Source organism: Tsukamurella conjunctivitidis, from assembly GCF_007858475.1.
GTDB lineage: Bacteria > Actinomycetota > Actinomycetes > Mycobacteriales > Mycobacteriaceae > Tsukamurella > Tsukamurella conjunctivitidis.
In genome coordinates, this window is the sequence record NZ_VIGX01000006.1 from 38408 (window position 1) to 51614 (window position 13207).

14 protein-coding genes are annotated in these 13207 nt (G+C 71.6%); 7 read left to right on the forward strand and 7 right to left on the reverse strand.

Translation table 11 applies throughout. From position 1 onward, the window contains the following. Window positions 1-98 precede the first annotated feature (98 nt). Together FK530_RS12360 and FK530_RS12365 are read right to left on the reverse strand one after the other, a co-directional pair. Entirely contained in the window at window positions 99-353 is a 255-nt protein-coding gene (locus FK530_RS12360; RefSeq protein WP_013125780.1) for a WhiB family transcriptional regulator, read from the reverse strand. A gap of 374 nt (window positions 354-727) precedes the next feature. Beyond that, on the reverse strand, window positions 728-1723 hold the full coding sequence (locus FK530_RS12365; RefSeq protein WP_146487338.1) for a diacylglycerol/lipid kinase family protein: 996 nt from the start codon (window positions 1721-1723) through the stop codon (window positions 728-730). Between the two features lie 40 nt (window positions 1724-1763). Here FK530_RS12365 and FK530_RS12370 point away from each other — a divergent pair, with 40 nt between their 5' ends. Next, window positions 1764-2234, forward strand: coding sequence for a hypothetical protein (locus tag FK530_RS12370; protein ID WP_146487339.1), 471 nt, complete (start codon window positions 1764-1766; stop codon window positions 2232-2234). Window positions 2235-2269: 35 nt separating this feature from the next. Here FK530_RS12370 and FK530_RS12375 read toward each other — a convergent pair whose 3' ends face one another. Then, window positions 2270-2884 carry an acid phosphatase gene (locus tag FK530_RS12375; RefSeq protein ID WP_146487340.1) on the reverse strand — a complete coding sequence of 205 codons (615 nt, stop codon included), beginning with the start codon at window positions 2882-2884 and terminating at the stop codon, window positions 2270-2272. A 37-nt stretch (window positions 2885-2921) separates the two neighbouring features. Here FK530_RS12375 and FK530_RS12380 point away from each other — a divergent pair, with 37 nt between their 5' ends. Then, window positions 2922-3725, forward strand: a complete 804-nt coding sequence (locus tag FK530_RS12380; RefSeq protein ID WP_146487341.1) for a ParA family protein — start codon at window positions 2922-2924, stop codon at window positions 3723-3725. A 9-nt stretch (window positions 3726-3734) separates the two neighbouring features. Here the strand turns inward: FK530_RS12380 and FK530_RS12385 are convergent, their stop codons facing one another. From FK530_RS12385 to FK530_RS12395, 3 genes are all read right to left on the reverse strand, one after another. Then, on the reverse strand, window positions 3735-4976 hold the full coding sequence (locus FK530_RS12385; RefSeq protein WP_146487342.1) for an Rv3212 family protein: 1242 nt from the start codon (window positions 4974-4976) through the stop codon (window positions 3735-3737). 36 nt (window positions 4977-5012) lie between these two features. Beyond that, on the reverse strand, window positions 5013-5240 hold the full coding sequence (locus FK530_RS12390; protein WP_146487343.1) for a DUF3107 domain-containing protein: 228 nt from the start codon (window positions 5238-5240) through the stop codon (window positions 5013-5015). Window positions 5241-5396: 156 nt separating this feature from the next. Beyond that, window positions 5397-6068, reverse strand: a complete 672-nt coding sequence (locus FK530_RS12395) for a ferritin-like fold-containing protein (protein WP_146487344.1) — start codon at window positions 6066-6068, stop codon at window positions 5397-5399. A gap of 205 nt (window positions 6069-6273) precedes the next feature. Between FK530_RS12395 and FK530_RS12400 the strand changes: the two genes are divergently transcribed. Together FK530_RS12400 and FK530_RS12405 are read left to right on the forward strand one after the other, a co-directional pair. Beyond that, window positions 6274-7890 (forward strand): DEAD/DEAH box helicase, encoded by a 1617-nt coding sequence (locus FK530_RS12400; RefSeq protein ID WP_410468430.1) that lies wholly within the window; start codon window positions 6274-6276, stop codon window positions 7888-7890. A 76-nt stretch (window positions 7891-7966) separates the two neighbouring features. Then, entirely contained in the window at window positions 7967-9127 is a 1161-nt protein-coding gene (locus tag FK530_RS12405) for a DUF418 domain-containing protein (RefSeq protein ID WP_146487345.1), read from the forward strand. A gap of 12 nt (window positions 9128-9139) precedes the next feature. Here the strand turns inward: FK530_RS12405 and fasR are convergent, their stop codons facing one another. Further along, window positions 9140-9811, reverse strand: a complete 672-nt coding sequence (gene fasR, locus FK530_RS12410; protein WP_146487346.1) for an HTH-type transcriptional activator FasR — start codon at window positions 9809-9811, stop codon at window positions 9140-9142. A 103-nt stretch (window positions 9812-9914) separates the two neighbouring features. Between fasR and FK530_RS12415 the strand changes: the two genes are divergently transcribed. The 3 genes from FK530_RS12415 (at window position 9915) to moeZ (ending at window position 13205) form a co-directional block, all read left to right on the forward strand. Then, window positions 9915-10874, forward strand: coding sequence for an alpha/beta fold hydrolase (locus FK530_RS12415; protein ID WP_146487347.1), 960 nt, complete (start codon window positions 9915-9917; stop codon window positions 10872-10874). A gap of 60 nt (window positions 10875-10934) precedes the next feature. Next, on the forward strand, window positions 10935-11948 hold the full coding sequence (locus FK530_RS12420; protein ID WP_146487348.1) for a DUF3152 domain-containing protein: 1014 nt from the start codon (window positions 10935-10937) through the stop codon (window positions 11946-11948). 66 nt (window positions 11949-12014) lie between these two features. Continuing rightward, on the forward strand, window positions 12015-13205 hold the full coding sequence (moeZ, locus tag FK530_RS12425) for an adenylyltransferase/sulfurtransferase MoeZ (protein WP_146487349.1): 1191 nt from the start codon (window positions 12015-12017) through the stop codon (window positions 13203-13205). Window positions 13206-13207 lie beyond the last annotated feature (2 nt).

Here is a 13207-nt window from a genome sequence, read left to right on the forward strand (position 1 = left end):
AGCCGGCCCGGGGCGGGCCGATCGGCGCCGGTCCGCCGTGCCCGCGCACGACGAAGGCCCGGTGGCGAACCACCGGGCCTTCGTCAGGTAGAGCTGTGTCACACAGCGGTGCGCGTGCGGGTACGCGCGTTGCGGCGCTTCAGCGCGCGACGCTCGTCCTCGCTCATGCCGCCCCACACGCCGGCGTCCTGGCCCGACTCGAGGGCCCAGGACAGGCACTCGGCGGTCACGGGGCAGCGGTTGCAGACCAGCTTGGCGTCCGCGATCTGCGCGATGGCCGGACCGCTGTTGCCCACGGGGAAGAACAGCTCGGGATCCTCGTCGCGACAGATGGCCTTATGGCGCCAATCCATGTCAGTACACTCCTTCAGGCGCGCGGGCGCGCCACTCATCGCAGGTGCCGATCCGACACCGAATTTCCAGGCTGTTAACGCAGAGAGAACCGAACTGTTTCCGCGTTGTTACGTCATGAATGTTTCCACGTTCCCGACGAGAGTCAATAGATTCCGACTCAGAGGTGGGGGATCTCACAGCGGGGGCGGTGAGTACCCCCTTCCGAGAGGTGAGCTACACTCCTGCCGGTTCAGCGGCGTGCCCGCAAGAATATCCTCACAAGCTGCGGGTTTGCAATAGGTATCTGCGCCGTCGTGACGAATCGCTCAATCCGCCCCTCCGATCGCATCACCCCGAGTCGTCGGGAAGGGTCGCTGCGGCGGCCCCGTGAGGGTCAGCGCACGCGGGGCAGCGGCGGCAGATCGGCGACCACGCGGATCCGTTCGGGGGAGTACCAGAACCGGACCTCCGTGCGGTCGCCGAGATGGTCGCCGTCGACCTGCGCGGGGACGGGAACCGCGCTGCTCACCCGCAGCTCGCGCAGGTCGTCGTGCCGGACGAGGTGGCGCACCGTCGGGCCCTTCGTGCGGCGGGACGACAGCATCTGGCGCACCAGCATGAGGTTCGGGAGGGTGCGCATCGACCGTGACGCGAACACCCCCAGCCCGGTGCCGTAATCCGTCCCCGGGTTGGTGAACACCGCGCGATTGTTGAGGAAGGTCCACGGGCTCGCGTTCGAGACGAAGGCGAAGTGCACCCCGTCGATGTCCTGCCACGTGCCGGGCTCCTCACCGGGGAGGTGGACGGTGAGCTGCGGCTCGCGCCGCGCGGCGGAGAAGAAGGTGCGGACCGCGGTGCGCACGTACCGCGACGGGGTGGCGGCCTTGCCCTTGTCGCGCAGCTCCTCCATGTTCGCGATCACCTCGGCGTCCACGCCGACGCCGGCGTTGAACAGGAAGTACCGTTCGTCGGCGCAGCCGAGGCCGATGGTGCGGAAACTGCGGCGCGCCAACAGATCCGTGAGATGGACGGTGGCCTGCAGCGGGTCGCGGGGCACCGCGAGGGAGCGGGCGAAGACGTTCGCACTGCCCCCGGGGATGACCGCCACGGCGGGCAGGGCGTCGGGGTGGGCGGGGGAGTCGCCGCCCGGCAGCCCCTCCCGGCCGAGGATGCCGCACACCACCTCGTTGACGGTGCCGTCGCCGCCGTGGACGATCACCAACTCGGTGCCGTCGTCCCGCGCCGCGGCCGCGAGTTCGGCGGCGTGACCGCGGCGCTCGGTCTGCACCAGCTGCACATCGAGGGTGGAGGCCAGCGCCATCGCCACGAGGTCCCGGCCGGCGGGGGTGATGGACGTGGCGTTCGGGTTGACGATCAGCAGCGCGCGCACACCGAGCAGCCTACCCAGGCCGTCCCGATACCCTGGGGTCGTGACATCGACCAACGGAAGCGGCGGCGACCCCCGCCCGGCCGCTACCCGCTCCCGCACCGCCCGCTCCGGTGACACGCGCACCGCCGCGCCCGGCACCGTCCGCGCCGCGGGCGCGATCGTCGCGCTCGAGGGCCTCGCGGCCCTGGCGCTCGGCGTGGTGGAGCTGATCCGCGGCATCACCGGCGCGGCCGACACCACGACCGGTGCCTACGGCATGGCCTTCTGGATGATCCCGATCGGCCTCGGCGTGCTCGCGGGCGGCATCGCCCTGCTCCGCGGCCGGCGTTGGGGGCGCACCGTCGGCGTGCTCACCAATCTGCTGCTGGGCTGCGCGGGCATCAGCGGCGCGTTCGCGCAGAGTCGCCCCGAGATCGGACTGCCGCTCGTCGCGGTGGCCGCCGCGGTGCTCGTGCTGCTGTTCAGTCCGCCGACGGTGGCCTGGCTCGAGGGCGAGTACCGCCGGGACTGACGGCGTTCTTCGCGGGCGGCGGCCCGGTGATACGCCTACCGGCCCGCGTAGTGCGCGGCCGCGTACCCGGTGAGGCCGAAGCGGCTGATCTGGGGGACGCCGTCGCGATCGTCGCCGAAGACGGCGGCGGACGCGGGCAGGATCATCACGTGGCGGCCGAACTCCGCCGGCTGGCCCAGGAACCGCGCGGTGAGCACGCGGCCCAGGTGGCCGTGCGCGACGAGGACCACGTCACCGTCGGCCATCGCGGCCCGCGCCCGCGCCAGCACGCGGTCGGCCCGCACCGCCACCTGCGCCATCGTCTCGCCGCCGGGTGTGTCCGATTCCCACACCGTCCACCCCGGATCGTCGACGCGGATCTCCGCGCTGGTGCGGCCCTCGTAGTCGCCGTAGTCCCATTCCGCGAGGTCCGGGTCGACCGCGGTGACGGTCAGCCCCGCGAGTTCCGCGGTGGCCGCCGCACGCGCACGCGGGCTCACCAGGACGGTCGGATCGATTAGGGCGAGGTCGGACAGGACCGGGCCGAGGGCCCTCGCCTGTTCGACGCCGGTGTCGGTCAGCGGGACGTCGGTGGCGCCGGTGTGGCGGCCCGAGCGGGACCAGGCGGTCTCGCCGTGGCGGATGTACACGAGGCGGTGTCCGGTGCTCATCCGTTCATCGTGGTGCATCGGTGGGTACCCTCGCACCATGACCGGTGACACGCCCTTCGTCCTCGCCGTCGCCAATCAGAAGGGCGGCGTCGCGAAGACCACCACCGTCGCCAGCCTGGGGGCGGCCCTCGTCGAGCTCGGCGCGCGCGTGCTCGTCGTGGATCTCGATCCGCAGGGCTGCCTGACCTTCTCGCTCGGCCACAACCCCGACCGCATCGAGCGCAGCGTGCACGACGTGCTGCTGGGCGATCACGCGATCGGCGACGTGCTGCTCGAGACCGAGGACGGCGTCACCGTGCTGCCCGCCACACTGGACCTCGCCGGCGCCGAGGCGCTCCTGCTCATGCGCGCGGGCCGGGAGTACGCGCTCAAGCGGGCCCTCGCCGACGTGGCGGACCGGTTCGACGTGGTCATCATCGACTGCCCGCCCAGCCTGGGAGTACTCACGCTCAACGGCCTCACCGCCGCCGACGCGGTCGCCATCCCGCTGCAGTGCGAGACCCTCGCGCACCGCGGCGTCGGGCAGCTGCTCAAGACGGTCCGCGACGTGCAGGCCATCACCAACCCCGAGCTCACCATGCTCGGCGCCATCGCCACCCTCTACGACGCCCGCACCACGCACAGCCGCGACATCCTCTCGGACGTCGCGGACCGCTACGACCTCGCCGTGCTGTCGCCGCCGATCCCGCGCACCGTGCGGTTCGCGGAGGCGAACGCCGCCGGACGCACCGTCCTCGCGGGCCGGAAGAACAAGGGCGCCACCGCCTACCGCGAGCTCGCGCAGAGCATCAAGGCCCACGTCTCCGACGGTGCGCCGCTGGCCACCTGGGCGTCCGAGTAGCGGTCCGGGTCAGGCCGCCCGGTAGGCCTGGACCGTCGATCCCCACTGCGCGAGCAGTGTGGTGCCCGCTTCGGTCAACAGCACGGGGCCCTCGGTGTAGCCGGGCTTGGCGATCGGGGTGGAGCGCGTCATGGCCCGCGTGGTCAGGTCGTACGCGCTGAGCGACGTGGGGCCCGGCACCACGAGCTGGCCGCCGACCACCGCGCCCGGCCCGAGCGTCCCCGGGATCACCATCTCCACGGCCAACGAGGCGGCGTCGACCACCACCGTCGACGTTCCGGTGTAGAACGCGGCGATGCCGGCCTCGGTCACCACCGGGACCGTGGGCGGTGCCCCTCCCGGACCGGTCGTGAGGTCGACGGAGCGCAGCGTTCGGCCCTGCAGGTCGACGGTGGTTGCGCGCGCGGGACGCCCGTCCTGGGCGGGCACGTAGACCACCGCGCCGTTCGCGGTGGCGGTGATGAGCCGCGGCCGTTCGGTGCTCTCCTCGGGAACCGCGGCGCCGAGGTCCGGGCTGACGACCGACGAGGTCTCCTGCGGCTCGGCCGCCTCCTTGGGCGAGGCGCCGATCACGGTGAGCCGCGGGAAGGGTTCGGTGGGGCAGGCCTCGAGAACGGCGATCGATGCGCCGGCGGGCAGCGCGGAACCGATCGTGCACCCGGAGCGGGGCTGGACACCCGGGTTGACGGGGACGTCGGGCTTGCCGTATTCGACGGTGCGCACCAGGTCCGAGCGGAAGACGTCGACCCGCGTGGGCCCCTGCACGACGGCGTAGTTGCCGTCGCCGGTGAGAGTGACGTCGTGGTCCTCGCGCCCGGTGCGGCTGGCGCGCCGCTGTCCCGTGGCGGGATCGAGCGCCATGACCTCGCCGCAGCCGCGGACGTCGCGGTAGAAAGCCAGCACGAGACCGGCGTTGTCGGTGAGGCCGCAGAGCCCGCTCTCGCGCTGGTAGCGCCAGGTGCGCTGGCCGGTCGCCGGATCGTGGCCGGTGACCTCGCCGCCGCGCGCGAGGACGAGGGAGCCGTTCAGTGACAGCGCCGGGCGGTCGGACACCGCGGTCCACGCCTCGCGGAGCGTTGCGGGCAACTCGACGAGGGAGGCGGGCACCGTCGACGGTGCGGGGGCGGTCTCACTCACGGCCTTGCTCGCGGAGCCGACGTTCCACGCCACGACGCCCGCGACGACCGCCGCGACCAGGATCACGGCCGAGACCGCGAGATCGACGCGGGTCCTGCGTTCGGGTTCCACCACGCGCCCGAGCCTACTGGCGCGCCGTGCCGAGATCCGTCAGCTGGCGTTGAAGCCGACCGAGCGACTCTCGTTCGTCCCGACCTCGACGTACGAGACGCGGGCGGCGGGGACCAGGTACTGCTTGCCCTTCTCGTCCGTCAGCTCCAGCAGCTCCGTGCGGCCCGCCAGCGCGTCGGCGACGGCCTTCTTCACGTCGTCCGTCGAGTCCTTGCTCTGCACCACGAGTTCGCGGTTCGAGTCCGCGATACCGATCTTGATCTCCATGGCACGAGGCTATCGGTCCAGGCCGAGTACTCGCGCCGCCGGACCGCGGATTTCCGCTGAGGGCAGCGTGCACGGCGCTCGAGCTGCCGGAATCGGTGAACGCTGCCACCGTTCGGCAGCGCTCGTGGTTCTCGGCAGTGTCTTCGCCCCGGCGGCTCAGGCCAGCCCGAGTGTGCTCATCCGCTCGGCGTGCCGGGTCTGCAGCGATTCGAAGAACTGCGCCACCCCGGGGAGGTCGCCGGAGTGCTCGAACAGCAGCGCGGCCAGCTCGTCGCGCGTGGCGAGCACCTCCTGCGCCTGGGTGATCGCCTCCGAGAGCAGGCGCCGGCCCCACAGCGTGAGCGGGGAGCGCAGCGCCGGGTTCGCGGTGACGGCCGCGCGCACCCGCTCGACCGCGAAGTCGGATTCCCGGGTGTCGGAGAGCACTGCGGCGACGATCGTCGCCGGTTCGCCCGGCAGCGCCCGCGCGACCTCGGAGTAGAAGTCGGCGGCGAGGCCGTCGCCGATGTACGCCTTGACCAGCGACTCGTTCCAGTTCCGCGGCGTCGTGCGCTCGTGGTAGCGGGTGATCACCGGCGCGAACGGCGCGGTCGCGGTCTCCACGTCCTGACCGCGACGGTCCAGCTCGGTCGCCAGCAGCTCGAAGTTGCGCATCTGCGCCGAGGCCATCGACGAGACGGCGATCCGGCCGCGCAGGTCCGGCGCCATCTCGGCTTCCCGGGCGAGACGCTCGAAGGCGGCGAGTTCGCCGTACGCGAGCACCGCGAACAGGGCCGCGACGCCCGGGTGCTCCGTCGTGATTCCCGGGTCCTGCGACTGTTCGCTCATGGTGCACATGCTAGTGCGGGCCGCTCCGCGGGGTACCATGGTCTGCAGCGATCGACTTCGGTCGCCGGTAGTTGTGCGCGCACTCCGCCTCCGTCGCCGAAACGGCAGGGGTGTCGAGGCGACGATGACGGCCCGTGAGCGGGCCGGGGATTCATTGGCCGGAACAGTGCGCGCGTGAGACATGAACGCGACGCATTCGCCGCCGATGAAAGGCAGAACCATCACCACCGCGAACAACGACATCCACACCGAGCCCGCCACCGAAGAGGGCATGCCCGACGTCCACGTCATCGGCGACGATCACGTCTCGCCCAGCTTCGCCGAGCTCGGCGTCGATCAGGGCATCGTCGACGCCCTCGGCAAGCGCGGGATCGAGCGCACCTTCGCCATCCAGGAGCTGACCCTCCCGCTCGCCCTGGCCGGCAACGACCTGATCGGCCAGGCCCGCACGGGTATGGGCAAGACCTACGGCTTCGGCGTGCCCCTGCTCAACCGCCTCATCACACAGGCTCGCGCCGAGGTCGGCGAGGACGGCCTCCGTGCGCTCGACGGCACCCCGCGCGCCCTCATCATCGTCCCCACCCGTGAACTGTGCGTGCAGGTCACCGAGGACCTGGAGCGCGCCGCCGACGGCGTTCGCGTGCAGACCACCAAGGGCGAGCGCGACCTGAAGATCACGTCGATCTACGGCGGCCGCCCGTACGAGGCGCAGATCGAGGCGCTGCAGAAGGGCGTCGACGTGGTCGTCGGCACGCCCGGCCGCCTCCTCGACCTCGCGAACCAGGGCCATCTGGTGCTCGGCAAGATCCAGATCCTGGTGCTCGACGAGGCCGACGAGATGCTCGACCTGGGCTTCCTCCCCGACATCGAGCGCATCCTCACGATGGTGCCCACCGACCGGCAGACCATGCTGTTCTCGGCCACCATGCCCGGGCCGATCATCACGCTGGCCCGCACCTTCCTCAAGCAGCCGACGCACGTGCGCGCCGAGCACCATGACGATTCCGCGGTGCACGAGCGCACCACCCAGTTCGTCTACCGCGCGCACGCCCTCGACAAGGTCGAGATGGTGGCGAAGATCCTGCAGGCCGAGGGCCGTGGCGCCACGATGATCTTCACCCGCACCAAGCGCACCGCGCAGAAGGTGGCCGACGAGCTGGCCGAGCGCGGCTTCAAGGTCGGTGCCGTGCACGGCGACCTCGGCCAGGTCGCGCGCGAGAAGGCGCTCGGCAAGTTCCGCGACGGTTCCATCGACGTGCTGGTCGCCACGGATGTCGCGGCGCGCGGCATCGACATCGACGACGTCACCCACGTCATCAACTTCCAGTGCCCCGAGGACGACAAGACGTACGTGCACCGCATCGGCCGCACGGGCCGCGCGGGTAAGACCGGCACCGCCGTGACCTTCGTCGACTGGGACGAGCTGCACCGCTGGGAGCTCATCGACAAGGCCCTCGGCCTCGGCCGGCCGGAGCCTGTCGAGACCTACAGCTCGAGCGAGCACCTGTTCACCGACCTGGGCATCGACCCCAAGGTCAAGGGCAGCCTGCCCGGCGTGCGCAAGCGCGCCGAGGGCGAGGTCGTCGAGCGCAAGCCGCGCGAGAAGCGCGAGAGCACCCGCACCCGCACCCGGACGCGCGGTGGCCGCAAGGCCGACGGCGCGCCCGCCGAGGCGAAGCCCGCCACCGCCGGGCCCGAGTCGCCGGCACCGTCGAACGACGGCGCCGAGGGCGACGCCCCCGCCCGCAAGCGCCGCCGCCGTCGCCGCTCCGGCGCGAAGAAGGCCGACGGCACCGCGACCGCCGAGGCCTCGGCGGAGTAGGTCCCCCGAACGACGGACCCCGCGATCACCATCCGGTGGTCGCGGGGTCCTCGCTTTCCGGGGGAAGGTGGTCGCCATGACCTCGACCCCCGCCCCCATCGGCACCGTCGGCGCTCAGGCATCCACGACGCGCCGCATCGCTTCCCTCGACGTCGCCCGCGGCATCGCGATCCTCGGGACCTTCGGCACCAACGTGTGGATCTTCACCGAGCCCCGCGGCATGGTCGGCTACCTCGAGACCGTGGGCGGCGAATCGCTGCCGATCCGGGTGCTGCAGACCCTCGCACAGGGCAAGTTCCTCGGCCTGCTGAGCCTGATGTTCGGTGTGGGCCTGGCGATCCAGCAGGCCTCCGCGGCGCGCCACGACCGTCCGTGGCCGGGCCGCTACTGGCGCCGCGCCCTGGTCCTGTTCCTCGACGGGCTCGTGCACTTCGTGTTGGTCGCCGAATTCGACGTTCTCATGGGCTACGCGCTCGTCTCCTTCCTGGTCTCCGCGCTGCTCATCCTGCGGCCCCGGGTGCGGATGCGCTGGGCGATCGGCGCCGTCGCCGTGCACCTCGCGGTGGTCAGCCTCGCGGTGGCCGGGATGATGCTGGGCGGCGGCGGGATGTCCAGGCCCGAGCGCTCGGCGTGGAATCCGTACGCCGACGGCTCGTTCTGGGACCTGGTCCTCTTCCGTGTGGACCACGGGCTGCTCTTCCGCGCGGAGACGATCTTCATGATCCCGCTGACGATCGCGATGTTCCTCACGGGCGCGGCCCTGTTCCAGGGTGGGCTCTTCGCGCCCGAGGGCGCGGCGCTGCGCCGCCGGATGATGTGGATCGGCGGCATCGCGGCCCCGGTCGACCTCGCGATCGGGATCGCCGGTGCGCCGCTGGGACTGTCGGGGCCCGCCGTCTTCGTCGGACGGTACGTCGTGGCCCCGCTGGTGGCGCTGGGCCTACTGGCGCTGATCGCCGAGTTCTACCAGCGGCGGAGCGTCGGCCGCATCGGTGGCGCGCTGAGCAACGTCGGGAGGACCGCGCTGAGCTGCTACGTGCTGCAGAACGTGATCGCCTCGGCGCTCTGCTACGGCTGGGGCCTCGGGCTCGCCGCGCGCTACGGCGGCGACCACCGGTTGGCCTTCACGGTGGCGGTCTACGTCGCGGTGATGATCTGCCTACTCGTGGCCTCGGCGCTGTGGACCCGCCGCTTCTCCCGCGGTCCGATCGAGATGATGATGCACCGCGTGGCGTGAGCGACGAGCGAGCTACTGGGCGCGGCGCTGGGCCTGCAGCGGGACGTGGCTCAGGCCGCCCCAGAGCAGCTCGACGGTGGTCGCCACCGCCTCCTCCTTCGGGATGGGGCGGTCGGCGTACAGCCAGTAGCGCGCGCTGACCTGGCTGGCGCCCACGAGGCCCACGGCGAGCATCCGCGCGCGGTAGGGGTCGAGGCCGGAATCCTCGGAGACGAGGTCGTAGACCGCGTCGATGCACGCGTCCACCGCGCCCTCGACGCGCTCCTGCACGACGGGCTCGAGCACGTCGGACTCGAAGATCAGCTTGTAGCCCATGCTGTCCCGATCGACGAAGTCGAAGAAGGAGCGGACGGCGCCGATCACGCGCGCGTGGTTGTCGGTGGAGCTGCTCAGCGCCTCGCGCACGCCGGTCACCAGCGCCTCGCTGTGCGAGTTGAGGACCGCGACGTACAGCTCCAGCTTGCCGGGGAAGTGCTGGTACAGCACCGGCTTGCTGACCCCGGCCCGCACGGCGATCTCGTCCATGCCCGCGGAGTGGTAGCCGAGGTCGACGAAGACACTGCTCGCCGCCTCCAGCAATTGGATGCGGCGTGCGCTCCGCGGCAGGCGAGCGGTGCGGCGCGGCGCAGGATTCGTCCCGCCGCGGGGATCGCCCGCCGCGGTCGTCGCGCCCAGGTCCGCCATGTAGTCCACCTCACCGTTTCCCAGGGCCGCGCTCGGTCCTGACCCGTCGACAATACTCCCGACCGTCGCGCCGACCTCCGCTTGCTCTGGCAAGCTGCCCGGTGTGTCGGCACTCGCACAGGTGAATCGGACCAGTGACGTCTGGCCCGGGGAGTTCCTCACCCTCCGCGGCCGACGCGTCTTCGCGCGTCACGTCGACGAGGCGGCGGCGATCACGGCGCCGCCCGATCCGCGACCCACGGCGGTGATGATCCACGGGCTCGGCGGCTCGTCGATCAACTGGACCGACCTCGGGCAGGTGCTCGCGCCGGTCGCGGCCTCGTACGCGCTCGACCTGCCGGGTTTCGGGCTCTCGGATCCGCCTGCCGACGGCGACTACTCCATCGAGGAGTTCGCCCAGACCGTGATCGCCTATCTCGAGACGATCGTGGCGGTGCGCGGCGGGGGAGTGCACCTGCTCGGCAACTCCCTCGGCGGCGCGATCGCGGTCCGGGTCGCGATGCTGCGGCCCGACCTGTTGCGCTCGCTCACCCTGATCTCCCCGGCGTTCCCGGACCTGCGGCCCCGGGTGCGACGGCTCCAGTTCCTCCCGCTGTCGCTGGTGCGGGTCCCCGGCGTCGGCCCCGCGGGCTTCCGGCTCATCGCGAGCGCCTACCCGGAGCGGCAGGTGGATCAGACCTTCCGCGAGATCCTCGTCGACCCGGCGGTGATGGGGCCCGTGCGGCGGCAGCAGGCCGTCGACCAGGCCGCGGCGCGCGCGTCCATGCGATGGGCGCCCGACGCGCTCGCCGCGAGTTTCAACGCGCTGGTGCGCAGCTGGATCGTCGACTTCGGCGCCACGCACTGGGCGGCGGCCCGATCGGTGTCGGTGCCGACCGCGGTGCTGTGGGGCGCACGCGACCTGTTGGTAAGCGTGGGCGTCGCCCCGAAGGTGGTGCGCCACATCCGCGGCAGCACCCTCACGGTCTTCGAGGACGTGGGCCACGTCGCGCAGATGGAGCGGCCCGCGGAGACCGCCCGGATCGTCTCGGACCTCATCGCCGGCACCGACCGGCCGCGCTGACCGGACCGTGGCGCGTGTCGGTTCCACTCCGAGGGCCCTGATCGTGGAATCGTTGACGACGTGAGTAGTCCTTCGAACCCGAGGCGTCCCCGGCCGGACGGGCGTGCGCCGCTTCGGGCTGAGTGGGACCCCATCAACTCCCCGTCCGCGACCTCGGGCGATCACCGCAACCGGCCGCCGCGCGAGCGGGTCTACGCCAAGCAGGGGCGGCTCGGCCGCCTGCTGCGCACCTACGGGTGGCGCGCCTACGCCGTGCCCGTGCTCGCGGTGCTCACCGTGGTGGCCCTGGTGTTGACCTTCGGCGGCGACACCCTGGGGACCAAGGAGACCACCGACACCTCTCCCGAGGGCCAGCTCTCCCGCAACCCGACGCCCGGCAAGACGATCGTCGGCGCGCCGAGTAAGACGGTGCCCGGACCGGTGCCCCCGGCGGGCATGCTCCCCGAGGGCGGGCCGTTCACGGAGAAGGGCCAGGGCATCTGGCACGTCGTGCCCGGCAGCACGCCGCGCATCGGAAAGCAGGACGAGGGCAAGCAGCAGCTCTTCACATACATGATCGCGGTCGAGGACGGCGTCGACATGGGGGCACTCGGCGGCGATCAGCCCTTCGCCACCATGATCGACCGCACCCTGGCCGATCCGCGCAGCTGGATCCACGACCCCGCCGTCGCCTTCCAGCGCATCGACAAGGGCACGCCCACCTTCACCATCTCGCTGACCTCGCCGATCACCACCCGGTCGGCCTGCGGCTACACCATCCAGCTCGAGTCGTCCTGCTACAACGGCGAACTCGGTCGGGTGGTCCTCAACCTGGCCCGCTGGGTGCGCGGCGCCACGGCGTTCGAGGGCGATCTCACCGGCTACCGGCAGTACGCCATCAACCACGAGGTCGGCCACGCCATCGGCTACCCGCAGCACGTGCCGTGCCCCGCGCAGGGCGCGCTCGCGCCGATCATGATGCAGCAGTCCTTCGGCGTGAAGAACCGCGACATCTTCGACCTCGACAAGTCCGAGGGCTTCGGCAACGACCTGGCCTGCCGGCCCAACGCCTGGGTCGCCCCGGTCCTCAAGTGACGGTCCGTCCGGCCCGACGGTGACGGGCCCGGGAATGGCGGGCAGCGCACCGTCGTTCCACTGAAGGTGAGCACGCTGCCCCCGCTTGTGGAACCCGCCGCCGAACTGACCCGTGACGAGGTCGCGCGCTACTCGCGGCATCTGATCATCCCCGAGATGGGGGTCACGGGGCAGAAACGCCTCAAGAACGCGAAAGTGCTGGTCATCGGCGCCGGCGGGCTCGGCAGCCCGGCGCTGCTCTACCTGGCCGCCGCGGGCGTCGGCACCATCGGCATCGTCGAGTTCGACGAGGTCGACGAGTCCAACCTGCAGCGCCAGGTGATCCACGGCGTCTCGGATCTGGGACGCCCGAAGGGCGAGAGCGCCCGCGACTCGATCGCCGAGATCAACCCGTTGGTCACCGTGAACCTGCACCCGATCCGGCTCGAGCCCGAGAACGCGGTGGAGCTCTTCGAGCAGTACGACCTCATCCTCGACGGCACCGACAACTTCGCCACCCGCTACCTGGTCAACGACGCGGCGGTGCTGGCGCACAAGCCCTACGTGTGGGGTTCGATCTTCCGGTTCGAGGGCCAGGTGTCCGTGTTCTGGGAGGACGCGCCGGACGGCCCGGACGGCGAGAAGCAGGGCCTGAACTACCGCGACCTGTACCCGGTCGCGCCCCCGCCCGGCATGGTGCCCTCCTGCGCGGAGGGCGGCGTCCTGGGCATCCTCTGCGCCTCGATCGGCTCGATCATGGGCACCGAGGCGGTGAAGCTGATCACCGGCATCGGCGAGTCCCTGCTCGGCCGGCTCATGGTCTACGACGCCCTGGAGATGAGCTACCGCACCCTGTCCATCCGCAAGGATCCCGACGCCCCGCGCATCACGGGCCTCATCGACTACGACGAGTTCTGCGGCGTCGTCTCCGACGAGGCGCAGCGCGCCGCCGCCGGCAGCACCATCACGCCGAAGGAACTCGTCGAGATGGGATCGGCGGGCGTCGACTACGAGCTGGTGGACGTACGCGAGCCCGTCGAGTGGGAGATCGTGCACCTCGACGGCGCGAAGCTGGTCCCCAAGGGTGCCTTCGAGACCGGCGAGGGCCTGGCCCAGGTGTCCGCGGACAAGAAGCTGGTCCTGTACTGCAAGACCGGCATCCGGTCGGCGGAGGTGCTCGCCGCCGTCCAGGGCGCGGGCTACCGCGACGCGGTGCACCTGCAGGGCGGCATCACCGCGTACGCCCGGCAGGTGGACCCGTCGCTGCCCGTGTACTGACC

What these genes read in the sequence shown, in the direction of transcription:
- FK530_RS12360 (WP_013125780.1), bottom strand. Translation starts at nt 353, where the DNA reads ATGGATTGGCGCCATAAGGCCATCTGTCGCGACGAGGATCCCGAGCTG.
- FK530_RS12375 (WP_146487340.1), bottom strand. Translation starts at nt 2,884, where the DNA reads ATGAGCACCGGACACCGCCTCGTGTACATCCGCCACGGCGAGACCGCC.
- FK530_RS12380 (WP_146487341.1), top strand. Translation starts at nt 2,922, where the DNA reads ATGACCGGTGACACGCCCTTCGTCCTCGCCGTCGCCAATCAGAAGGGC.
- FK530_RS12390 (WP_146487343.1), bottom strand. Translation starts at nt 5,240, where the DNA reads ATGGAGATCAAGATCGGTATCGCGGACTCGAACCGCGAACTCGTGGTG.
- FK530_RS12395 (WP_146487344.1), bottom strand. Translation starts at nt 6,068, where the DNA reads ATGAGCGAACAGTCGCAGGACCCGGGAATCACGACGGAGCACCCGGGC.
- FK530_RS12400 (WP_410468430.1), top strand. Translation starts at nt 6,274, where the DNA reads ATGAAAGGCAGAACCATCACCACCGCGAACAACGACATCCACACCGAG.
- FK530_RS12405 (WP_146487345.1), top strand. Translation starts at nt 7,967, where the DNA reads ATGACCTCGACCCCCGCCCCCATCGGCACCGTCGGCGCTCAGGCATCC.
- fasR (WP_146487346.1), bottom strand. Translation starts at nt 9,811, where the DNA reads ATGGCGGACCTGGGCGCGACGACCGCGGCGGGCGATCCCCGCGGCGGG.